This window comes from Neobacillus sp. 114 (genome assembly GCF_030127045.1).
GTDB classification, from domain to species: Bacteria; Bacillota; Bacilli; order Bacillales; family Cytobacillaceae; genus Neobacillus; species Neobacillus rhizophilus.
Genome location: NZ_CP126144.1, coordinates 3462233 through 3484441 on the forward strand (window position 1 = coordinate 3462233; position 22209 = coordinate 3484441).

General features: G+C 36.4%; 20 protein-coding genes and 4 pseudogenes. 6 read left to right on the plus strand and 18 right to left on the minus strand.

Features of this window, described 5'->3' with window-relative positions; all coding sequences use genetic code 11:
- Nucleotides 1-457 precede the first annotated feature (457 nt).
- Nucleotides 458-997, plus strand: a complete 540-nt coding sequence (locus QNN06_RS16865; RefSeq protein ID WP_213119598.1) for a GNAT family N-acetyltransferase — start codon at nt 458-460, stop codon at nt 995-997.
- A 130-nt stretch (nt 998-1127) separates the two neighbouring features.
- Here QNN06_RS16865 and QNN06_RS16870 read toward each other — a convergent pair whose 3' ends face one another.
- The 4 genes from QNN06_RS16870 to QNN06_RS16885 form a co-directional block, all read right to left on the minus strand.
- Complete coding sequence (locus QNN06_RS16870; RefSeq protein ID WP_213119797.1) at nt 1128-2027, minus strand: NAD(P)/FAD-dependent oxidoreductase; 900 nt, start codon at nt 2025-2027, stop codon at nt 1128-1130.
- 305 nt (nt 2028-2332) lie between these two features.
- On the minus strand, nt 2333-3067 hold the full coding sequence (locus QNN06_RS16875; RefSeq protein WP_213119597.1) for a glucose 1-dehydrogenase: 735 nt from the start codon (nt 3065-3067) through the stop codon (nt 2333-2335).
- 107 nt (nt 3068-3174) lie between these two features.
- Complete coding sequence (locus QNN06_RS16880; RefSeq protein WP_249366812.1) at nt 3175-3621, minus strand: MarR family winged helix-turn-helix transcriptional regulator; 447 nt, start codon at nt 3619-3621, stop codon at nt 3175-3177.
- Nucleotides 3622-4506: 885 nt separating this feature from the next.
- The gene (locus tag QNN06_RS16885; protein WP_213119596.1) at nt 4507-5076 is read right to left on the minus strand and encodes a dihydrofolate reductase family protein; all 570 of its coding nucleotides are present in this window, start codon (nt 5074-5076) and stop codon (nt 4507-4509) included.
- A 341-nt stretch (nt 5077-5417) separates the two neighbouring features.
- On the opposite strand from QNN06_RS16885, the gene QNN06_RS16890 reads away from it, so the two are divergent.
- Nucleotides 5418-5573 (plus strand): hypothetical protein, encoded by a 156-nt coding sequence (locus QNN06_RS16890; protein WP_213119595.1) that lies wholly within the window; start codon nt 5418-5420, stop codon nt 5571-5573.
- A gap of 361 nt (nt 5574-5934) precedes the next feature.
- Entirely contained in the window at nt 5935-6072 is a 138-nt protein-coding gene (locus tag QNN06_RS16895) for an anti-repressor SinI family protein (protein WP_213119594.1), read from the plus strand.
- Between the two features lie 271 nt (nt 6073-6343).
- Here the strand turns inward: QNN06_RS16895 and QNN06_RS16900 are convergent, their stop codons facing one another.
- Nucleotides 6344-6673 carry a hypothetical protein gene (locus tag QNN06_RS16900; protein ID WP_213119593.1) on the minus strand — a complete coding sequence of 110 codons (330 nt, stop codon included), beginning with the start codon at nt 6671-6673 and terminating at the stop codon, nt 6344-6346.
- Nucleotides 6674-7784: 1111 nt separating this feature from the next.
- On the opposite strand from QNN06_RS16900, the gene QNN06_RS16905 reads away from it, so the two are divergent.
- Entirely contained in the window at nt 7785-8720 is a 936-nt protein-coding gene (locus QNN06_RS16905) for an alpha/beta hydrolase (protein WP_213119592.1), read from the plus strand.
- Nucleotides 8721-9974: 1254 nt separating this feature from the next.
- Here the strand turns inward: QNN06_RS16905 and QNN06_RS16910 are convergent.
- The 5 genes and pseudogenes from QNN06_RS16910 to QNN06_RS16930 form a co-directional block, all read right to left on the minus strand.
- Nucleotides 9975-11003 carry a YheC/YheD family endospore coat-associated protein gene (locus QNN06_RS16910; RefSeq protein ID WP_213119590.1) on the minus strand — a complete coding sequence of 343 codons (1029 nt, stop codon included), beginning with the start codon at nt 11001-11003 and terminating at the stop codon, nt 9975-9977.
- A 19-nt stretch (nt 11004-11022) separates the two neighbouring features.
- Nucleotides 11023-12237, minus strand: a complete 1215-nt coding sequence (locus tag QNN06_RS16915; RefSeq protein ID WP_213119589.1) for an ATP-grasp domain-containing protein — start codon at nt 12235-12237, stop codon at nt 11023-11025.
- A 249-nt stretch (nt 12238-12486) separates the two neighbouring features.
- Nucleotides 12487-13869 (minus strand): Mur ligase family protein, encoded by a 1383-nt coding sequence (locus tag QNN06_RS16920; RefSeq protein ID WP_213119588.1) that lies wholly within the window; start codon nt 13867-13869, stop codon nt 12487-12489.
- A gap of 189 nt (nt 13870-14058) precedes the next feature.
- Nucleotides 14059-14528, minus strand: a pseudogene (locus QNN06_RS16925) (SRPBCC domain-containing protein).
- Nucleotides 14529-14860: 332 nt separating this feature from the next.
- Nucleotides 14861-15142 (minus strand): annotated as a pseudogene (locus tag QNN06_RS16930) (NAD(P)-dependent oxidoreductase); the annotation flags it as partial.
- Here QNN06_RS16930 and QNN06_RS16935 point away from each other — a divergent pair.
- Nucleotides 15134-15238, plus strand: a pseudogene (locus tag QNN06_RS16935) (Rrf2 family transcriptional regulator); the annotation flags it as partial. The pseudogenes QNN06_RS16930 and QNN06_RS16935 overlap by 9 nt on opposite strands.
- Nucleotides 15238-15543 (plus strand): annotated as a pseudogene (locus tag QNN06_RS16940) (beta-ketoacyl-[acyl-carrier-protein] synthase II); the annotation flags it as partial. The pseudogenes QNN06_RS16935 and QNN06_RS16940, both read left to right, overlap by 1 nt.
- A 211-nt stretch (nt 15544-15754) precedes the next feature.
- Here QNN06_RS16940 and QNN06_RS16945 read toward each other — a convergent pair.
- Genes QNN06_RS16945 through cobO form a run of 8 tightly spaced genes read right to left on the minus strand, consistent with a single transcriptional unit; the run spans nt 15755 to nt 22191 of the window.
- Nucleotides 15755-16183: a bifunctional adenosylcobinamide kinase/adenosylcobinamide-phosphate guanylyltransferase gene (locus QNN06_RS16945; protein ID WP_213119587.1), complete on the minus strand. Its 429-nt coding sequence runs from the start codon at nt 16181-16183 to the stop codon at nt 15755-15757.
- Nucleotides 16138-16773 (minus strand): histidine phosphatase family protein, encoded by a 636-nt coding sequence (locus QNN06_RS16950; RefSeq protein ID WP_213119586.1) that lies wholly within the window; start codon nt 16771-16773, stop codon nt 16138-16140. The genes QNN06_RS16945 and QNN06_RS16950 overlap by 46 nt, the downstream gene beginning before the upstream one ends.
- The gene (cobS, locus tag QNN06_RS16955; protein ID WP_213119585.1) at nt 16725-17483 is read right to left on the minus strand and encodes an adenosylcobinamide-GDP ribazoletransferase; all 759 of its coding nucleotides are present in this window, start codon (nt 17481-17483) and stop codon (nt 16725-16727) included. Before cobS ends, QNN06_RS16950 begins: the two co-directional genes overlap by 49 nt.
- On the minus strand, nt 17483-18031 hold the full coding sequence (locus QNN06_RS16960; protein WP_213119584.1) for a bifunctional adenosylcobinamide kinase/adenosylcobinamide-phosphate guanylyltransferase: 549 nt from the start codon (nt 18029-18031) through the stop codon (nt 17483-17485). The genes cobS and QNN06_RS16960 overlap by 1 nt, the downstream gene beginning before the upstream one ends.
- Nucleotides 18028-19113 carry a threonine-phosphate decarboxylase CobD gene (gene cobD / locus QNN06_RS16965; protein ID WP_284035501.1) on the minus strand — a complete coding sequence of 362 codons (1086 nt, stop codon included), beginning with the start codon at nt 19111-19113 and terminating at the stop codon, nt 18028-18030. Before cobD ends, QNN06_RS16960 begins: the two co-directional genes overlap by 4 nt.
- Before the next feature lie 13 nt (nt 19114-19126).
- The gene (gene cbiB / locus QNN06_RS16970; RefSeq protein WP_249366811.1) at nt 19127-20101 is read right to left on the minus strand and encodes an adenosylcobinamide-phosphate synthase CbiB; all 975 of its coding nucleotides are present in this window, start codon (nt 20099-20101) and stop codon (nt 19127-19129) included.
- A complete protein-coding gene (locus tag QNN06_RS16975; protein ID WP_213119582.1) occupies nt 20098-21606 on the minus strand; it encodes a cobyric acid synthase in 1509 nt (502 codons plus the stop codon). Before QNN06_RS16975 ends, cbiB begins: the two co-directional genes overlap by 4 nt.
- Before the next feature lie 33 nt (nt 21607-21639).
- The gene (cobO, locus tag QNN06_RS16980) at nt 21640-22191 is read right to left on the minus strand and encodes a cob(I)yrinic acid a,c-diamide adenosyltransferase (protein WP_213119581.1); all 552 of its coding nucleotides are present in this window, start codon (nt 22189-22191) and stop codon (nt 21640-21642) included.
- Between the last annotated feature and the right edge of the window lie 18 nt (nt 22192-22209).

A 22209-nucleotide genomic window follows, 5' to 3' on the forward strand; every position in this document is an offset into this window, starting at 1 on the left:
GGTTAACTTGAAATGAGGGGATATTCTTATATGCAACGGATTAAATTAATGGTATTTCATTTTTTAAAACAACCTTTATGGTTTAAGATGTTAATCAGTATAACTTTTCTCATCTCTGTTGTTTTTAGCAGTTCTTTCTTTTCTGATAATCACTATTTTCAAAGTCTTTCAAAATTATCTGCCAGTATCTTCTTTTTTGCTTTTGGAATAAATATGAAAAGTAATACAAAAATTTCTATCCTTTTCTTCAGTTTGGCTATAGTTTGTATATTTTTAAGTGTCATCTCAATAATTTAATTAATTTAGGTCCTTTACGCTTACTAAAATCTGTATCTAGTTTTATTCATTTTTCCATCCTTTCTCTTGGTACAAACTTCATCTTCATATACAACCCGAACAATTAAAATTAAAAAATGATATATAAATTCACACAATTCTTGTAATGGAGAGAAAAATTATGCTTAAGACCCAGAATATTTATATAAGATTACTAACATTAAATGACTCTAATGATGTTCTTCAGTTTGAAATAGATAATCAAGAATTTTTTCAAACCTATACAATGAAACGCCCTTCTGATTATTTCACATTGGAGTTTCAAACAGACCTAATGAATCAAAAAATAGAAAAGGCAAACAAAGATACTGAATACAATTTTGGGATTTTTACAACTGATAACCATGAACTTATCGGAACGATTGGACTCTATCGCATTTTACTTGATCCTTTACAGAGTGCCATTATCGGTTACAGTTTAAGCAAGAATCATAATGGTAAAGGTTATGCCACAGAAGCCGTAAGACTTGTATTAGACTATGCATTTACAACCCTTAAATTACATAGAATTGAAGCTGGTGTTATGCCGAATAATATTGGTTCAATTAGAGTGTTAGAAAAGGCGGGTTTTGAAAAAGAAGGCATTTCTAAGAGCAATGTTAAAATAAATGGTAAATGGGAAGACCATCAGGTTTTAGCCATCATAAATCCTCAAGAATAGAAATTAATCCACTCCTATCTAATAAGGAGTGGATTTCCTTTTCAGCTATAAAATAATATATTTTATAAAAGCACAAACCATCTTAGTGAACTCTCCCGTTCGCGCTGTAAGTATTTGTTTTAATAATGTTTTAAAAATCCTCTTGAGTTAAGTCTGTATTAACTCCAATTGCGGCTCTACTGCCCTCGGCCGCGGCAATAATCACTTGTGAGGGAGCAATAACGGAGGCATCACCTGCAGCATAAACACCTTCTATATTAGTCCTGCCGAACTCATCTGTTATAATTCCACCAAGCTGGTTTAGTTCGCATCCTAAAGATTTTCCAAAAGGTGAAGCCTGAATCCATTCGGGTGTTACAAATCCACCATCCCTCTTTTCTATCTTATCATCCTCAAAAATGACAGCTTCTAGAATTCCATTTTCACCAACAAGTGTTTTGATTTTTTGTTCAAATACCTTTATTCCTTTTCTTTGCAGCACCTCTTTTTGCTCGGAAGTTAAAACCTTGTGTCCATTGGTACAAACGATTAAGTCTTTGCTCCAATTATAAACAATTTTAACCATATGGTAAGCAGATGGGAATTCTGATATGACTATAAGCGGACGGTCTTTCAACTCCCATCCATCGCAATAGGGACAATTAAAAAGACTTTTTCCGTAATAATCCATTACGTTTTTCACGGACGGATGGATTTCCTTTAGACCAGTCGCTAAAATAACTTTCTTTGCTAGAATACATTCCCCTGCTTTTGTTACAAGTTCAAATAGAATTCCCTTTTTTTTAATGTCAGTAATTTTTTCATTTCTGATCACTACAGAAGGATATTTAGCTATGTCTTGGTGAGCAATTTCTCTAAATTCCGTAGGTTCAATTCCATCTCTGGTTATAAAGCCATGCGACTCACGGGTGACAGCGTTTCTTGGAGAATTATGATCAAATAAAACCACATTCCTTCTTGCCCTGCCTAATACAAGTGCAGCATTTAAACCTGCTGGTCCCCCTCCTACAATTACACAATCAAACATAATATGCACTCCTTTAATTAAGTGGAAGTTTGATTATTGTCTACCCTTATCATCTACTCTTACATTGTATTCACCTTGAAGATGTTAAAAACCGCACTCTTTTTGTGGAATACCGCAGAATTTCGTGGACCCTCCGCTGCGTAGTTGCACAAAGCAAGGGGAAAACGTACTTGTTTGAACCATTGAGTTTAGTTTGTAGTTAAAAAGTAATTGACATTACTTGTCACCAAAGTGAAAAGGCTAGAATCCTTGATGTAACAAGAATTCTAGCCTAAATTAGGTTATTTCATTTCTTCACAATCTTACCTTTACATTGCAGTTATTCCGCCATCAACGATAAATTCAGCACCAGTTGAGTAGCTTGATTCATCAGAAGCTAAATAAAGAACAAGGTTGGTTACTTCTTCCGGCTGTGCAACTCGTTTTAAAGGAATATGTTTTGCGAATTCCTCTACCGCTGCTTTTGTATCTTCCTGCACGACCATCGGAGTTGCAATTACACCTGGATGTACAGAATTTACGCGGATGCCATAGTGGGAACATTCCATCGCAGCTGCTTTTGTTATGCCGCGGACGGCGAATTTTGTATCTGTATAGCCGACAGCACCGCCAACAATACCATTGATGGAAGATATATTAACAATAGAGCCGCCGCCAGCTTTTTGCATGGATGGAATAACTGTTTTCATTCCTAAGAATACAGATACTTGGTTAATATCCACGATGCGGCGGTATTCTTCTTCTGTCGTTTCTAGGATAGATTTTGCCATTGTAATACCAGCGTTGTTTACTAAAATATTGACAGGTCCAAATTTTTCTTCAGCCTTACCAACAACATTGGCCCAATCTACAGCACTCGTAACATTTTGCTTTATAAACAGAGAGTTTTCACCTAATTCACTTGCTAACGCGCTACCCTTTTCTTCACTTAGATCGGTTAATACAACTTTTGCTCCTTCTTCAACAAAGCGTCTAGCGTGAGCTGCCCCCATACCTTGGGCAGCACCAGTGATAATTGCAACTTTTCCTTCTAAACGAGCCATTAATAATTCTCCCTCCATTACTACAACAATTTTTTGTTTTCATTTATATTTGTAAAGTGCATAATACTTCAGGTATTCAGATAGTCCGGAAAATAATTGTTAAGAGACTAGTATGTCAACTTTTTATTAACAGAAATATTAGCTAATAATTTTTTCTGAATTTCAATGTAATTTGTAAGTTCTTCCTCAGAAAGAATACTAAATAATTCCTTATGAATTTTTTCACCGATAGATTCAGCCTCTTTTATAGCTTCCATACCTTTATCTGTGATTCTGAGATAGACCGTCCTTCGATCACCTATATCATAATTTCTTTCTATCAAATCAAGCTTAACAAGTTTTTCAGCCATATTCGTGATAGTACTTTTCGAATATCCTAATGCTTCTGTTAAATCAATTTGTTTTAAAGGTCCCCTAGCTTCTATCTCAGCTAAAACAACAATTGTTGATATACCAATGGGATAAGAAAATTCATTTGTAAATCGAACAATATTTTCATTGGTTATCTGTTGAATCATATGTGTAAGATCGAAAATATTATTATAACTGTCCATTTAAAACCCCTTCTAGCTAAAGTATTTGGATCACCCCCCCATCTAACCATGAAAGTTTGATCTGTATTATATTTTGAATCTGGAAGCTAAGGATACATAAACATTAAAATGTTTACTCATGAACATTATAAATTCAAAATGTTTATATGTAAACTAAATTTTATCGTAACGTTGCAACTTTGTGGCGGGTGGGAAGTTGATGATCTCAGAAAAATATTAATAAAGCTTCCTCAACTACCCCAAGTACCATCTTTCTGCCCGTGAGTGCAAGAAAAGTGCCGCGCCGGTAAAAAAAAACCGGTCTATTCTGCCCGAGACCATAAGAAAAATGCCGCACCGGTAAAATAAACCGGTCTATTCTGCCCGTGAGCATCAAAAAAATGCAGCACCGGTAAAAATAAACCGGTCTATTCTGCCCGTGAGCACAAGAAAAGTGCCGCACTGGTAAAAATAAGCGGTCTATTCTGCCCGTGAGCACAAGAAAAGTGCTGCGCCGGTAAAAATAAACCGGTCTATTCTGCCCGCGACCACAAGAAAAGTTCCGCACCGGTAAAAATAAACTGGTCTATTCTGCCCGCGACCACAAGAAAAGCGTCGTACCGGTAAAAATAAACGGTCTATTCTGCCTGTGAGCACAAGAAAAATGCCGCACCGGTAAAAATAAACCGGTCTATTCTGTCCGTGAGCACAAGAAAAGTCCCGCGCCGGTAAAAATATGCCACTTAGGTTGCCCGTGTAGGCTAAAAAAATAGCACTCCAGCTCCTTAGAATGATGTATTTTTCAGTGGTCTCGAACCGTTCCAGTCTGTTTACCAGCTAGATTACAGCTTTGTTAGCTCGTGTTCCACAAAGATTTGTCCAGCTGGTCAAGTATATTCAATTTGATTAATTCCTATTCAAATGATAGATGAGTTGCACAACACCAGAGGAGAACGTTCTTGTATTTACCAGTTTTAAATTCAACCTCTGCTTTATATCAATAAACAACGGTTTTCCTTCTCCTAAAATAACAGGGTGAACCGATAATCTAAATTCATCAACAAGCCCTAAATTAATAAACGTTGTAATAAGACTTGCGCCGCCATATAACCAGATGTCTTTGCCAGGCTTATTCTTTAATTTAATGACTTCTTCCAAAATTTCATCGTTGATGTATATGGCTTTATTACCGGTTCCTTTTTGCGTTCTGGAAAACACGTATTTCTCTTTGCTATGAACTAATTTCCATATTTCTTTATCGGTATCAGAATCTTCGATACCTGGAGTAAATTGTCCCCACAAATCGTAGCATTTTCTTCCATACAGAATCGTATCAATTTGATGTAAGAAATCATTAAACCCCATTTCAGGATCCATGATGCACCAATCAATTTCCCCATTTTTTCCTTCAATAAACCCATCTAACGTAACAGCTAAATCTAAAATTATTTTTCTTGGTCTTACGTTATTAGACATACCTCTTCCTCCCTTTAATTATTTAAATATTGTTTCTACATTTAACGTTTTTTATTTTTCACTAATGGGAGCATTTATTTCTAATTAAAGTTACTTCCTTATTAAACTGAACCGTTATTTAGTTAATATTCTTTATTATCCAGTCTATTCCTTCTTCTGGTCGAGTCGAGCATTAAGAAAGTCAATTTGTTATGCGTTGTCTGCGAAGAAAATCGACCCAGTCCAGATCATTTAATTCTTTGTAATGATAGTCATGAAAACTTAAAACAACGATGACAAGCATTGCTGCATAGAGATAAAAAAAGCAAAAAATCAACTTTTAATTGAAGGAGGTTTTTATAATGGGTATTTTAGCGAAAATCAACTGTAAATTAAAAGGTCATGTTTATGAAGAAACAAATCAGAGACCCGATGGATTCGGATATATTGCCACTTGGTTTGTATGTAACCGATGTGGTGATGAAAAAGTAGTCACCGAGCGCGAAGATGAAGTTTAAGGCTAGTCATCAACTGAATGTGCCTACGGATCCATTTTTAGAAATTTGTTAAAAGAAAACGTTTTGAATAACTGAGGAGGATTTGGGGATGTCCCAATCCTTCCTCTGTTCCTTTAAATCAAAAAATAATAGGAGCTGCCGATTGCAACTTCTATTTCCTCTAAAGCACATGTCTGATTAGTAAATTAGTTTCACAATCTGAGAGCCACATTAATTACATATTACGTATTTATCAATTATTTTTCATTCTTTTCTATACCACATAAATTTACCGTTATGTTTCGAAAATTATATTGAGAGTAGTTTTAATCTCGATTGCATACTCTTTTTTAATAAATCTGTTTTAATTGGAGTGGTAAATATGAAAAAAAACGAGTCTGATCTTCCTAAAGAATGGATTGAGTTAGTAAAAGAAGCAATGAAATCTAATATTACTAAAGACGATTTTAAGATTTTTTTAGAAAAAGAAAAAGAGAAAAGAAAAAAACATAAATTGTAGAGTTTATAGTTAACGTACATAGATAAAAAAAGCCTATACATAAAGATTTATTTTAAATCTTTATATGTATTGGTTTTTTATTTAACTCAGTGTTATTACATAAATACAACCTTAGATCAAGAAAAAGAGCCGCCACAGCAACTCTTAACTAAGCAAAACAGCCAGTTAGATAAACTGGCTGTCAGACTGTCATATAAGGTAATTGCTACTTTAGCCGTTATAATAAAATAGCAGCGAAACAGAAGAATTAAGCAAACAATCTATAATAATATTAGCCAAAAAACACCTTTACACTACCTTCTTTTCGTGCTGCTACCAAACAATTTAGAATGAAATTCTGGATTTGTTTTTGATCCCAAGTTTCGGAATAACTTTCTGCCTGGGAATTATCATTACTGAAAAATTGATTGTAATCATTCAAGGCTTTTTCAATTTGTTTAATTGAAAAGGTAGAACTGTCGCCACATCCACTGACTCCTGCATAGAATTGATTTGCATCCAGTAAATCGTAGAGTATGATAGCATTATAATTTCCCATGCTAAAACGTGCATAGGCAATTTCTTCTCCTGCTTTATTGTATCCGGAAATATCGTGACCCATTAATGATCCTGCTCCTTTTTAAAAATAGCTTTGATTTGACCAGCAATGTTCCCTCTTCTTAAGTTTTTAAATGAATTTATGCGTTTAAGGATTTTATAGGAAGTTATAATAAGACGGCATGGAAGGTTAAGGTTGATGAAAGTGAAAGGGGAAAATTGCAGCTTTTAATAGACTAGTATACAAAAATGATAAATACTTATTATTTTCAATATAATTTCGACATTTTTCAGCCTCCCTTCCGGTAAAGTATATCATATCTCACTTTATAATAATTCTGACTCCTCATAAATTTTTCTACAATTATGTGAACTGCCATTTCACCGTGATCATTCAGGAGACTCTTTCTTTATTTTCATTAAAAAATGTAGAAAATTGCCCGCGCCACACGAACTTACTTCTGTCAATTGCAGTGCCGTTTAGAGTAGCAATTTTATTGAACTTTGCTGCTGAATCCCGCATCTAGGATCAAGAGGGTCCGCACTTATCGGTTATCGGTTGGGGGATCAGCTTAAGCACCCGAGCTGAAAAAATAGACGGAAAAATTTCGTTTATTTAGTGATTATTATTAAAAAAAGCTTAAATAGACGGACAGATTCCGTCTATTGACTCGAAAAATGCGAAAATGGGGGATTTTTCTTTGCATAATCGGAAATTCTTCCCTTATTTGCCCCGAAACGAGCTCCATTCTGCATCTAACCGGAAAATCTCCACTTATTTTACTAGAGTCTTAGAACATAATTAATTATGGAATCTCCGACAATTCATTAACAAAAATTGATGCACCTATGGATTAAGTAAGTTTATATTCACACTTGATTTTTAACTTGAATGATTATGAAGCCAACTACCCAGCCTTTGGGTTAGATGGCTTTTATCCTTAAAAGGCGAAAAATTAAACTTTCCACATTCACGCAGTACAAACAAATATTCATCCTTATCCGCAGAGCATAATCATTCCAGCCTGCCAATCATTGAGGCACGAGAACCGTCCCCATGCCTGTGCCTCCCTATTCAAAAACAGGCATAAAATGGCCACTTTAGAATTTCCGTTTCTGTGTTTCCTTACATATGATAATGTACCGATGACATCAAATGGAAAGGAGGAGTTCAGTTGAGTGATGAAACGAATGGGGAATCAAGTAAATCAGGGAAGTCACTGTGGAAACCGCTTTTGGCTGCACCTGCTTTATTTTTTCTTGCCCCATTAGGGATCGGTTTGTATCTAACTCATCCATTCCCGGCAAAAACGACAAAAAATCCAAGGGAATATGGTCTTGCATTTGAAGAGATTGAATTTTTCAGCCGAAAAGATCAAGTAAAACTGTCTGGCTGGTGGATTCCAGCAGTGTCAAAGAAAAGCAAAAAAACAGTCATTACGGCACACGGTTACATGAATGAACGTGCCATGGAAAAAATTGAAGGACTGCGGCTCGTTAAAGTTCTATCAGACCAAGGTTATAATGTACTAATGTTTGATTTTCGCAATGCAGGTAAATCGAAGGGAAAAACCACGGGGATCGGATATTTCGAAAGACACGATTTGTATTCAGCGATTGAGTATGCGATTCAGGAAAAACATCAGGAAAAGGTTGCTCTCCTTGGCTGGAGTATGGGAGCTGCTACAGCGCTTATTGCTGGATGCGAACACCCTGCTGTTTCCGTAATCATTGCCGACAGCCCCTTCTGTGATTTAGAACCCTTTCTAAAAGAAAACCTTTCGCATTGGACCAAGCTGCCAAAACGGCCATTCACACCGATTGTTTATCATTCCATGCGCAAGCTCCTTAAAATTGACCCCAAAGAAGTTTCACCAATTAATCACGTGAAAAACACAAAAGGAAAATCCTTCTTCATCATTCATAGTAAGACAGATAAAGCCATTCCTTTTGCCGAGAGCGAAAAATTATATCATTCGATCTCATCTGATAACCCAAAAGAATTGTGGCTAACAAAAGATTGCGAACACATTCATTCGTATCGTTTGCATAAAAATGAGTATACACGACGTGTAATTAGGTTCCTAAATAGGTACTTAAAGCTTGATTAAGCCCATTTCCTACCACTTTATATCAAAAAAAGAATAAATACTTCTTTTTCAGAATGATCCACTTGACAATCAACTAAGTCTTCAAGGAATTCAAAATCTTAATTAAAAAAAGTGCCCTATCACACCCCGAATTTTGTTGAATCATTCGACAATATTCGGGAGTTGACAGCGGCATTTTTTAATAGTCTGTAAACATTACATTCTATGGCTCAGTGGATGACTTTTTTTCAAAAAATCAAGGTGAGTTTTACTATATCGAGACGTTTGGCGAAAATGCGATTGGATTTATTTATTTTTTGGTCTTAAAAAAAGTGATTGGTCAATCACCTCAGATAAATCTAATAATAGGTACTCTGTTTTCACAAGTTCATTTACCTCTTGTATCATTTCCTCTAATTCACGCACACCTTCTTTGGGGTGGTTTAACAAAATTGAGGTAAAGCGATTAAATGTGTTTCTCGGGACAATTTTCATAGCTTCTAAAGAATGTTTTTGCCATTTAAAAGCCGGATGATGTACATATAATCAATTTAAGCCAAAGAGTATTCCCATTAAATTTGTTTGCACAGAGACGATTACCTTATATAGCATCAACCAATCTGACCGTTAGTCGAATAAGAAAAAGCCACCAATATGATAGCTCCGATCTTTAACTCTTGCACCTGAGTTTAAGTACAATTATTCACGCCTTTATTTGTAGGGCTGAAAGTCCATTGAGTTCATGATAGTTTTCTGCAATATCATATTGCTTTTTTCACGAACAATCACATTCCACTCGAACCAAAGAAATTAATATTATTAAAGATTATTTTAAAACCGTATCTAATTGCCATTATTAAAATTGTAGCTGAACAAGGGGCAGGTTGGGTTTAATCTGTCCTTTATTATTTATTCTTTCTATTACTCGATGAAATACCATTAGTAGGTGGCTAGTAGGAAGGTCGTTTAATGTAGATTATATGATTCGAATAGAGGTAGATTTTTTTATAACAAAAATAAAAGATGAACTGTACTAAGTTATATGTAATGGTGACGACATAACGGAGAACATAAAAGAAATAGATATAAACAGGACGCAATAACAGCGTCCTTAATGTCAGGGGATTTTTTCACTATATAGACTATGATTATATTATACTGGATTGAACAAACGTTTATTTCGTGTTTTATTTTATTTTCCGTTTAGTTTAAATGAGGCGTGTTTGAGTTTTTTCCCAAAAAACGTAATGTAATAAACGACAGAAAGTTTTCGATTTAATGTTTATTTTTATCAGCTAAATATTTTGCATACAGAATCGTATTTTTAGCTACATCTAATTCAACATTATATATATTAGGTGGACCGGGTCTCCAATTTACTTCAAAAAGCCATAGTTTTTGGTTTTCATCAATTCCGACGTCAATTCCTAATTCATCCAATTCATTGCCATATAAAGAATCAAAATGATTTGAAAACCTTATTGCAAACTGTTCAAGATATCTTTGAATATCATACCATGAGTCACCAAACTCTGTTTTTAAAAAAATATCCAGGTAAGTACTATAACCACCACTACCCATATTAGAAGTTATGGTCCCCAACCTCCCAATCCTTGGATAAATAGATGTAATAACCCATTTTCCTTCTCCATTTTTTTGTACATGCAATCGGAAATCAAAAACATGGCCGGATTTTGTTTGACTTGTAATAAACTGTTGGATCAAGTAATCTTTTTCTTGTATTTTATGGGATATCCAGTCTAACAATTGTTTTTCATTAAGAGATGATTGCACTTCTGCAGCATTCATTTTGTATTGATGGGATCCATATTTTTCAATTAAAACAACGCCACCACCTTGATGGCCTGACAACGGCTTGATAATAACTTTTTTATAGTGGTTGATCATGTTTAAAAATATTTGAACGTCAGTTAATTTATAAAAAGGTATTAGATATTCGCTATATTTTTTTGCTTTATTTATTCTGTTATATACCGATAATTTGTCCCCAATCGAATGACTTGTGAACGGAATCCTATCGAATAAATAATCAATGATTTGTTCGGCTTTATCACTGACAGGATAACTTGCATTATAAATCACATCAGGAAAAGGAAATTCACTTTCAATCCACTGTCCATTTTCATACACTTTCCCCACTATTTTGTGCTGTTTTATATTTACCCTTCCTGGGGTAAAGTAAAAAAAGTCGACACCTTCAGCTTTTGCTGCGGCGGCATACGCATATGCTTTCTTTACTTTATTTGGATCTGCACGATGATGAAGCATGCCAATCAGCGTCATGATCTATCACTCCATATTATTAAATTGGGGCAAGGTAGAAACGGATCTCACTTGCTGCATTCCTGGCAATTCTTTTCGCTTCTTCTTTAACATCTGAGGATGCCAAAATGTATCCGCAACGATCTCCCATTGATAAAGGCGGGCGTACTATCTGTCCTTGTTGGGGTTTTATATGCACCTCTTCTACACCGGGATATTGAGAGATGCGATTTTTCCCTGTTACCTTGATTAATTTTCCTCTAGAATCAACAGTTAAATAATGTGCGTATACATACTTACTGCGTTTTTTAGTAAGGGAAGGCTCATTTCCTAACATTAATTGAATGGTTTCCTCTACTAAATTAATTCCAAATCCGACTTCAATGATTCGATTCATGGCTCCACCTGAGATTCTTGGGTTTATTTCAATTAATTTCCACGCCCCATTTACAAAGCGCATTTCTAAGTGACAAGCACCATTTTTCATTTGAAAAGCCTTTACGATGGAACTTACTGTTTCAAGGATACTATAGTATAAACGTTGATTGATATCTGGTAGTAAACAATATCCGGTTACGATAAATCGTTGTAAAAAAGTAATTTGTTGTTCGATTATCGCGACAATATGAACTTTTCCATTGTGTACTAAAACTTCAATTAAATATTGGGGTCCTGTTAGATACTCCTCCAGCAAAATCTGTTCACTTTTTTTTAGTAATTTTTGTATTGCCAGTTTCAACTGATTCTCGCTTTTTGCTAACAGAACATCTTTTGAGCCGGCAGATAAGGGAGCCTTTACAATAAGAGGTAAATATCTCTTTTGTTTCTGGATAAATTTCTCTAAGGATTCATCTGCTGTATAAATTGCATAATGAGGAGACATAGGGAGTCCTTTGAGAAGCTCACGAGTTAAAACTTTATTTTCCATTTTTAGAATTGGATCAGCAGAAACAACATTGTGACAAAATTCTTCTGATAAGGCTGCTGCTACATGAACAAAAGAATCTACAAAACTCAAAATGCCTTTTATTTGTTTACCTTGTTTTTGCAGTTTGACGAGGTTTTTTTTTAATTTATCGTAATCGGATAATTCCACTAAAATCATTTGATGGACATCGGGAAATTCAGTTCTTTGATAAATGAAATTTTTTCTATTGGTTAATAACACCGTAAAATAGCCGAGTCGTTCTGCAGCTTTTATTGCTTCTCTACTTGATCCCGATTTGTTTGTTTCAATAAATACAATGGTTCGCATAAGCTTTGTCATCCTATCTTTGATGGTTTTTATGTAAGGTTTAGCTTTAACGTCTTTGTTTAAGTGAAAAAACACAGCTTACCTTTTTAATATATTGTCTTAAGACATGAATGGTCTGGACAATTGTCATAATTCTTAAGATGTAAATTAATAAATTTGTAAAAATGAAAAGAGCGTCTGCAATATAAGCAAAACGCTCTTCAAAAGTATTATAAATGGAAGGGTGTTGTTGGTTCGACGGCTTCCAATTTACCTTCTTAAATATTCGATGACACCCTTGAAGTCTGAGTCATTCCCGCCCGTTTTGAAATAAACAATGTCATTTGGGATTAAAAATGAATCAAAAAACCTCTTCATTTCATCTCCATCCGAAAAATGATAAACATTATGCGGATTTATACCTGCCTCTATAGCTGGCTTTGCAAAATCTTTTGCAATGGATCCTTTTGTGATGAGAACATCGACCCCCAAATCACCGAGTAGATATCCTGCCTTTTCGTATTCTTCATCTGCATATTTTCCCAGAGATGCCATTCTTCCCAAAACAGCAATTTTTCTTTGGGATGGAAATGCTATATGGCTTAATGTTTCTAAGCCTTTTCTTAAGGAAGCAGGATTTGACTTCCAAGTATCATCCACCAACGTAATTCGATTTCGTCCTTCAATTATTTGAAAATGGGATCCCATATGATGATAAGTGGATAATCTCTTTAAAGCATAGTGAAGATCCACTCCTAAGATTGCAGCGGCTGCTAATGAAGCGGCAGCATTATATACATTATGCTCACCAAGACCCGGTATATATCCTTTATACTCATTTTGCCTTAATTCAATCCAAAAAGTCATACCGGATGAATGATATTGAATCCCCTTTATCCTAAAAGTGGCATCTTTGTTTTTTCCGAACGTTATAATTTCTCCTTTAAACTTAGAAGTATCGAGGGAGGAGAGGTAGGGGTCGTCCCTATTTAGAATGAGAGTTCCCTGATTATTCATGCCTGTCATTATTTTTGCCTTTTCTAAGAGATAATCATCGAATGATCGAATTTCATCCGTATGATCCACATCAATCATGGTCATAATCCCAATTGTCGGGTAAAAATAATTACAGGATTCCATCATATCCCCTTTTGTAGATACAGCTGTTTCAAATACAGCCACATCCGTATTTTCATCAATTCCCATTAAATAAGGAAGGTTGTAATATTCGGCATTTTTGCTGGATATGGTTGCCTGGACATTGTGTGTTTCTTCCAAAATGTGTTTTAGCATTTCTTTCGTAGTAGACTTTCCACATGTACCAGTAATGGCGACTACAGGAATGTTAAACAGATGCCTGTAATACGAAGTGAATTTAAAGAAACTGTATTTAACATCCTTTACCATAATGATTTGCTCAAGATTTAATCTTTCTATATCAGAAAATGGTGTATCTGTAACGATGAATACATTCTTATACCTCTTTATCTTTTCAACAGGTACTTCTTCTTTGTTGTTCCTACGAAAAAATAACGTATGACTCCTAATTTCAGATCTGTCATCAGTGACCGTCTGGATCCGTATACCTTTTTGCTTTTTTTTAGGCTGAATGTTCATTGCAGTTAAAATGTTCTCCAATAATAATGTCTTCAAAATGTCCCTCCTAATTTCTTTTTAGAAAATAAAGCATCTCCCCTAATATTACTTTTTTTATATAGGTAGCAGTGGCGAATCCCTTTGATTTCAAAAGCTAATGTATTATATGACATGTCCCCTATTGCAGGTGTGTGATAAACTAAGTCCAAAAATTAAAGAAAACTTCTCCAGTTCAAATTCTAAAACTCATAAGTTTATGACGGTCTTGAGGGCCTCTTCGGAAACATATTCAGCACGGTTTATCATCTTAGTCTTTCCACCAAATCCATGAATTCCAATGTGATCTCGGTAGACGGCATGGAGTCATTCAAATTGCCTTCGGCATCCGAAAAGTAATCGGTGTAGACGATCTTCTCCGGATCGATAATCTCCTTATAAACCTCTTTGCCCCATGATTCCATACCAAAAAATTGACCCTGATTCTGATCGACACACTTCATACAGTAGTGGCCAACGCCTCCCGGACGGAAATCGACTGTGCAGACCGGAATCTCCCAGCCCCTCGGCCCCCACCAGCGTATAAGATGCTCCGGCTCTTTAATCATCCTGAATACAAGATAGCGTGGCGCATCGAAAACGCGCTCCAGTACCAATACCCGATCGTTCTCTACTCTCGATAACAATGTGTTGTTTAACCTCGATATACAAACCCACATAAATCAACGATTATACATAAATAGCCAAAAGTAAGTGTTTCCTAGACTGTAGGTCGGAGGTTCGAATCCTCTCTGGGACGTCTAAAAACCTTGATAATTCAAGGTTTTAATTTTGGATTAAATTGGAGGTTTAGTTATTGCCGGAAATTTGCCGAAACGAAAGGAAGCCTTCAATGGATTGAGCCCGTTTATACGTTTCTTATAAGTATCATTCATAAATCTCAACCATCAACCTTAATTTAATAATAAAAAATTGCACCCAATAACCAGATAGCAAAATGCCATTAGCATGAACACTAATGGCATTTTTTACATTTTTATTTTATAACTACTTATTCTGCTTCACCAACAACTGTAAAGCGTTCGTTTATATGTTGTGGATTTTCAATTTCATCCAATACAGCAATAGCAAAGTCTGCATAGCTAATATAACTGTCACCTTTTGAATTAACCAATAGATGGTCTTTTCCAGACTGATATGAACCAGTTCTTTTTCCTTCTGAATCAAACATAGCGGAAGGACTAATGAATGTCCATGTAATATTAGATGTTTCCTGTAGTTCTTGAAGGTTGCGTCCTTGCCCTTTAGCAGTTGGTTTAAACATATTCAGGAAAAAGAGTTATTTACTGTGCATGACAATCCAAATCCTGAATGTCCCGTAGGCAGGAACATCCAAAATACAATTGAACCATTATTCACAGCAGCCCAGAAACAATGGCCATAAAGAGGTTGTTTGGAGATCATGCCTATCAAATACCAGTTACCGCCGCCAATAAATCAATGCTTGGGCACATGCTTGGTGCTGCTGGCGGAGTAGAGGCCATTGCATTGGTGAAAAGCCTACAAGAAGGAATCGTACCTCCAACTATTAATATAGAAAATCAAGACCCTAATTGTAATTTAGATTATGTATCAGAGGGTGCAAGGAGTATGCCATTATCAATCGGTATATCCAATTCATTTGGCTTTGGAGGTCATAATTCATCCATAATATTGAAAAGATATGAAATATAATAAAATGTTTCATTTTTTTATTATTATATAATTAAGTATTGAATAAATTAAAAAAGACCAATCATGCGGTAACATGTCCGGTCCAGCAATAGACGGTTCCCTCACTATGGGATCGGCATATAGGTAGGATAATCCACCCGAGCCGTCAACTCAAGGGTGGGTTATTTTTTTCGGTTAGATTCCTTATTAATAATTTAAACTCAGCGTAAAACTATTTGAGTCTCTTTGATAACCCATTCCATACAAAATCCACTTCATCTGAAACACTTACTGCATCCTGTGCGATCCACCCAGCTAGATCCCTTAGTCTTCTTTCATCCTTGTGCAAAGGAACAATCCCCTTCCCAACCTCTAACATGATAAGGACTATTCTGTTGTTTCTATTTTTCTCCTCCTTAAGGAGGGTCTTAAATATGGTTTTAAATCCCCTTCGAATCTCGTCATTGTTTTCATCATTCTGAAGCTCAGACGCAATCCATTTTTCCCAGCCCTCCATTACTAACGTTGAACCATTCTCCCATTTTGCTTCCCAATCTCCCACCCTATCTCCTTCATAGGCAGATACCCAGCTGAATGTTCCATTATTTGCTTTTACTACTTTTCTTTTTCCTGAAAAGGCACCGCCAATAACGAGCTGCATACCCATTCCCCCTTCTGATGCTCAAATGTTAATCGAATACCATGTCCATGTGAAATAGTAAGATCCCAAAAAGACCTGGAGGATACATATTTTGAAACAAGGTAGCGTATGACACCTCCATGGGTCATAACAAGAATTTTCTTTTTATTGCCAGGGCTAGTTTCAATCGCTTGCTGAAATAACTCATAAAAAAAGGAATCAATTCTAGATTGGAATACATCAGCTGACTCTCCATTCGGTATGGAATAGACCTCCCAATTCTCCAGCCAGTTCCGATAAGCTATCTGATTCTTTAGCTCGTCATACGTCTTTCCTTCCCAGTCTCCAAAATTAATTTCTCTTAATCTACAATCTATTGAAACCTGTGAGGGAATGCTTAAATATGCTAAGGTCTCCTGACAACGTAGTAAATCACTAGTAAATACATGGTCAAAGTTTAATCTCGATAACACTTTTTGTAGATTATTCAACTGAGAGAGTTCGCTTTTTATTACACCGATGTCAGAATGGCCTAAATACCTTTTCTCCTTATTCCAATTTGTTATCCCATGACGAACGAGATATACATCCATGTGATCACAAGTCCCCATAATTCGCCTCCTTCAATCGCTGTACCTAATAAATCTCCATTCGTCCCCTTAAAAGTATGTTTAATCCAAGCTCCAAATAAGCCAATAAATACAAGGTATGCTGGAAGTAAATATAGAAAGTCGTGAAAGAAGAATAAAAGTACACATACAGGGATTACTGCATACAAACTATCAAGCCGATTTACGTTTTTCTTCCACTCCCATGCTAAGCCATGTTGTTTAGCGGTAGGTAGATAAATCATTAAAACAACGGCTCCTAACCGTGAAAACGCCATGATAAAAAGAATAGAATACAGGGGGAAACCAGATTCAATCAACGAATAAATCAATAATGATTTCCATGCTAGTAAAAAAAGAAGTGAAATGATACCAAAGCTTCCTACATGTGGGTCTTTCATGATCTCCCATTTTCTCTCTAGGGGAGCATTTGAACCTACTGCATCTGCTACATCCATCCAACCATCTAAGTGTAACCCTCCAGTGAGATATACCCATAAAGAAACAATGAGCAATGTCATGATAGGTATAGGAAGATAAAACTGAAATATGTATAAAATGATCGTGATGATAGACCCCAGCAATGCACCGACAAACGGATAACTCCTTAATGCCCATCTACTTGTCTGTTTGGTCCATGGACATTCAAAGGATAGAGGAATTCGTGTTAGAAATTGAACCGCAAGTATAAATCCAAAGAACATTTGCTTCATCAAATTTCTCCCTTCCAATACATTGGAATCCCTGCTTGGACCTGGGCAGCAATGTCTGATTGCTGCACAATCGTTTGATGGAGACGCTGTAAGGTATACATATATCTTTGTACAGCTTCATCAGTGGAAGGAATCCCTTCATTCACATCATTCGAAACAATGAGAAGGTGAAATTGCTTTTCATGTGCAAGATATAACCAGCGATTTACACTGTTTTCTATCCTTTCCATTCTATGTTCAAGCTCGAACATGACATTACTTAACCATATGGTTAAACAGTCTATTAAAATAACATCACCTTTTTTAAATTGTGACAGAATCGGTTCAAGGTGAAAGGACTCTTCAACCGTTTGCCACTCCTTCCCTCGATCTTGCTGATGGAATCGAATCCTTTCTTCCATTTCATCATCACTTTTTTTAGCTGTCGCAATGTAATAAAGAGAACTTCTTTGATGTTTCTCCTTCAATTTATGAAAAAACGAAAGAGCCGTTTGCTCTGCAAAATGACTTTTCCCCGACCTGGCACCACCTGAAATAAAGAGAATCATGACTCATTTCTCCACTTTTGAAGCGCAGCTAGTAACTGTTCATTTTCAAAGTTTGAACGTATGGCAATTCGTAAGAACTCACCATTTAGTCCTTTAAAGTTGTGAGTGTGCCGCGTAAGGATTCCGTGCTCCAATAAAAAGGAATAAAGCTCGTTAGTTCGTTGCGGCTGTTTCTGATCTCGCAAAAGATAAAAGTTTACTTGTGATGGGGAAAGGTAAAATCCTAATGAAGTTAATCTCTTAAACACATTTCTAGATTCCTCTTGCAGCCATGCTCTTGTTTTGTCAACAAAACTACGATCTTCAAGTAATCTCGGAATTAAAGCATCTACTAAAGAGTTAATACTCCAAGGAATTTGTTCGTTTTTCAAAACATTTATGATAGTTGGATGGGCAATTATATATCCGATTCTCAGCCCAGGGATGGTATACATTTTTGTTAAAGAACGTAATAATATTAAATTTGGGTAGGACGATAACCATGGAGTAAGTGTAGGAATGGAAATCGGTAGAAAATCGACAAAGGCTTCATCCACTACTACATATGTACCCGTTTTTTTCCCTACTTCTAACAATAGCTTCAAATCTTTTTCAGCTATGACAGTTCCAGTTGGGTTATTAGGGCGGCAAAGAAACAGAACATCTTTTTTGATAAACTTTTGTTGAATCAATTGGACTGGTAATGTAAATCCACTTTCATGACCTACTAAAATATCTTCCACATCAATATGGTAATGATGACAGGCTCGTTCATATTCCAGGAAGGTAGGGTGAGCAATGAGCGCTTTCCCTTTTTCGAAATATTTTGCTACTAAAAAAATGGCCTCTGCTCCCCCATTGGTTAATAGGATCCTGTCTTGGTCTATACCTTCATGCTCTGCTACCGAAGCGCTACTATTCGAATATGTTGGCTCTGGATAACGTGTGATCGTCTTATAATGTTCTTGTAATGCATCTTGCAACCAGGAAGGAGGTCCAAAAGGGTTTAAGTTTGCGCTAAAATCGAGTAATGCTTTATCTCCTTCAATATGGAAGAGTTTTTTTATTGTTTCAGGTTGTCCGCCATGATTTGGCCATTTCATCATTTCACCTCATTTACGATCTAACTAACAGGAGCAAGCATACACCAATCAGGAAAAATACAATCCATCCTCCATGCATAAAACGAATGGCTTTTTCGATGTCGGAGCACACCAAATTCCTTAAAGGATCTCCCATTTGTGCACGAACTGACTTTCTTCCCCGATAGTAATTGATTCCACCAAGCCGAATTCCGATTAACCCCGCTGCCATTGCCTCTGACCAGCCACTATTTGGACTGGGGTGTTTTCTTGCATCCCTCCACGTTATGTTCCATCCATTTCTCTTTTTAGATCCTTTTATAAAAAAAGCTGCAAGCCACATCGAAAGTGCTGTTAATCTCGCGGGAATCCAGTTTACTAGATCGTCAAACTTGGCTGATGCCCATCCAAATTGCTTGAATCGCTCATCTTTATGTCCAACCATAGAATCTAACGTATTGATGGCGCGGTACACCATAGCAAGTGGTGCTCCTCCGATGATTGCCCAAAATAATGGCGCTGTTATGCCATCGACTGTATTCTCAGCAACAGTCTCAACAGTTCCTCTAACAATTTCACTTTCCGGTAAGCTTTCCGTATCGCGACCTACGATCATACTAAGCTTTAATCTTGCTTCTACTATATTCCCATTCACTAAAGGAACTAGGACTTCTTTTGCGGCAGACGAAAGACCTTTTATCGCAATCGTAGTGGAAATAAGATAGATCTGTGCAAAAACACCAACAACTGGATGTAATTGATAGGCGACAAAGACGAGAAATAAGGAAAGGAAAAAAACGACTAGAACGACTGTTGCGGTAAGGCAAATCCCTTTCCAGACTCTACCTTCTCCTCTATTCCAGCTCTTTTCTAAAAATGTGATTAATTTCCCCATTAGTACAACAGGATGCGGAAGCCACCTAGGATCACCAATCAATAAATCTAATACAATTGCTGCAAATAAAATCGTGCAGAATAAAATTGTTGGTTCATATACCATTACCATCATTTCGATTCCTTTTGAAAGTCCGTTATGAGCTTATTAATTCGGTCTAACTGGATATTTTCTCTCACAACCTTGGCTAATACATCGAATCCTTCTTCTCTTTTTTGGGAAAAAGAGGCTCGGTTCTTGATCGGCTCTAATCCTTTCTTTAACCTTATTTCATTTAGAAAAACCTCACGAAATAGATCATTATTGAAAATACCATGAAAGTACGTTCCGATAATTTGTTTATCCTTTGTTATCGTTCCTTCCCTTCTGTCAGCTAACTGAACAAAATGGTCGCATTCCTCTTCAAAGGACGATTCACCCATATGAATCTCATAACCCGCAACTAGAATGCTTTCCTCGCCAAAACGTGCCATTCCTACAGAATGAACAGTTGTCTTATGTGTGGTCATGGAGGTTTGCATCGGAATGAGCCCTAGTCCTTCTACACTTTTATGTGATGATTCAACTTCGTATGGATCTTCGATACGATTCCCCAACATTTGGTAACCACCACAAATACCAACGATCATCGTATCCTTTTGTGCCAAATCCAATATCCGATTGGCTAGTCCTGTGCTGTGTAAAACCATCATATCCTCAATGGTATTTTTACTCCCAGGTAAAATCAGTAAATCTGGTTCTCCTAAGTCTTCTACAGCTTTTACAAAGCGAACATGACAATCCTTTTCCGCAAATAAAGGATCGATATCAGTAAAATTAGATATCAATGGATGACGTATGACCGCAATATCAATTTCCTTTGAAGCATCGAATTTAGAAGTATAGTTGTTTAACACAACTGAATCCTCTGCCTCAATTAGTAAGTTATCGATAAACGGAACAACACCTAAAATCGGAACGACAGTATATTCTTCAAACCAGGTTAATCCCGGCTGAAGTAATGATACATCACCTCTGAATTTATTAATGATGACTCCAATTACTCTATTTCGATCTTCCGGTTCTAGCAGCTGCAAGGTTCCTACTAAACTGGCAAATACTCCACCCTTTTCAATATCTCCAACTAAAATCACGGGTGCGTTAGCGATTTGGGCAACCCTCATATTGACAAGCTCCCGATCATTTAAATTAATCTCAGCAGGACTGCCTGCTCCCTCAATAACGATCCGGTCATAACGAACAGACAATTTTTCAAATGAATCTCGAATTAATGTTAAGCCTTGTTGAAAAAAGTCCTGTCGGTATTCTCCTGCCTTCATCTTTTTAAATGGCTTTCCATGAACAACAATTTGGGATTCACAGCTACTGCTTGGCTTAATCAAAATGGGATTCATATCCGTTGTTGCAAGAATGCCTGCTGCTTCAGCTTGGACACCCTGTGCACGACCGATTTCTTTCCCATCAAATGTAATATAAGAATTTAAAGCCATGTTTTGTGATTTAAAAGGGGCTGTTTTAAATCCATCCTGAACAAATATCCGGCATAAAGCGGTAACAAGCGCACTTTTGCCGGCATCTGAATGAGTACCTTGAATCATTAAAGGAACAGCTTTCCCCATAAACATTCACTCCTCAATTTTGGGACTTGCCCCTTAAAATTCAATTCCTTTTACAGCTGGTATACCCTCATCGTAGTAATGCTTTTCCACTTCAATAACAGATACCAGATCCGCGATATCTCTAATTTCCCGCTTAGCATCTCTTCCTGTCAAAACGAGATGAACATGAGCTGGTTTATTTTTTATTAGATCAATCACTTCATTTAGTGGTAAAACATCTTCAATAGGAAATGTATCAATTGCTAACGCATTGTTTATTTCATCTAAAATCACTAAATCATATTCTCCGCTCATTACTGTTTCCTTTGCCTTTGACCAACCGGTCTTTAACGCTTCTCTGTGCTCCTCAGGGGTTTTTGTCCAGGTGAATCCTCTTCCTAGCTGTTCCATCTCAATACCAAGTTTACTTAAGGCAATTTGTTCCCCGTATGAACGCTCTGGTGATTTAATAAATTGATAAATCTTTACTTTTAGCCCTCTACCAACTGCTCGTACTGTTAAACCTAATGCAGCTGTCGTTTTTCCTTTACCGTGACCTGTGTACACAAGTGTTAAGCCTTGTTTCCTTTTGTTAACTTGATCCATGTTGGGGCCTCCTAGTTT

Excerpts from the sequence above, each read along its gene's own strand:
- QNN06_RS16915 (WP_213119589.1), bottom strand. The coding sequence starts at position 12,237 with ATGCGAACCATTGTATTTATTGAAACAAACAAATCGGGATCAAGTAGA.
- QNN06_RS16900 (WP_213119593.1), bottom strand. The coding sequence starts at position 6,673 with ATGGGTCACGATATTTCCGGATACAATAAAGCAGGAGAAGAAATTGCC.
- QNN06_RS16865 (WP_213119598.1), top strand. The coding sequence starts at position 458 with ATGCTTAAGACCCAGAATATTTATATAAGATTACTAACATTAAATGAC.
- QNN06_RS16950 (WP_213119586.1), bottom strand. The coding sequence starts at position 16,773 with ATGGGGACTTGTGATCACATGGATGTATATCTCGTTCGTCATGGGATA.
- QNN06_RS16880 (WP_249366812.1), bottom strand. The coding sequence starts at position 3,621 with ATGGACAGTTATAATAATATTTTCGATCTTACACATATGATTCAACAG.
- QNN06_RS16975 (WP_213119582.1), bottom strand. The coding sequence starts at position 21,606 with ATGGGGAAAGCTGTTCCTTTAATGATTCAAGGTACTCATTCAGATGCC.
- QNN06_RS16885 (WP_213119596.1), bottom strand. The coding sequence starts at position 5,076 with ATGTCTAATAACGTAAGACCAAGAAAAATAATTTTAGATTTAGCTGTT.
- cobS (WP_213119585.1), bottom strand. The coding sequence starts at position 17,483 with ATGAAGCAAATGTTCTTTGGATTTATACTTGCGGTTCAATTTCTAACA.
- cobD (WP_284035501.1), bottom strand. The coding sequence starts at position 19,113 with ATGAAATGGCCAAATCATGGCGGACAACCTGAAACAATAAAAAAACTC.
- QNN06_RS16890 (WP_213119595.1), top strand. The coding sequence starts at position 5,418 with ATGGGTATTTTAGCGAAAATCAACTGTAAATTAAAAGGTCATGTTTAT.
- cbiB (WP_249366811.1), bottom strand. The coding sequence starts at position 20,101 with ATGATGGTAATGGTATATGAACCAACAATTTTATTCTGCACGATTTTA.
- QNN06_RS16875 (WP_213119597.1), bottom strand. The coding sequence starts at position 3,067 with ATGGCTCGTTTAGAAGGAAAAGTTGCAATTATCACTGGTGCTGCCCAA.
- QNN06_RS16895 (WP_213119594.1), top strand. The coding sequence starts at position 5,935 with ATGAAAAAAAACGAGTCTGATCTTCCTAAAGAATGGATTGAGTTAGTA.
- QNN06_RS16945 (WP_213119587.1), bottom strand. The coding sequence starts at position 16,183 with ATGCAGCTCGTTATTGGCGGTGCCTTTTCAGGAAAAAGAAAAGTAGTA.
- QNN06_RS16910 (WP_213119590.1), bottom strand. The coding sequence starts at position 11,003 with ATGACGCTGATTGGCATGCTTCATCATCGTGCAGATCCAAATAAAGTA.
- QNN06_RS16960 (WP_213119584.1), bottom strand. The coding sequence starts at position 18,031 with ATGATTCTCTTTATTTCAGGTGGTGCCAGGTCGGGGAAAAGTCATTTT.
- cobO (WP_213119581.1), bottom strand. The coding sequence starts at position 22,191 with ATGGATCAAGTTAACAAAAGGAAACAAGGCTTAACACTTGTGTACACA.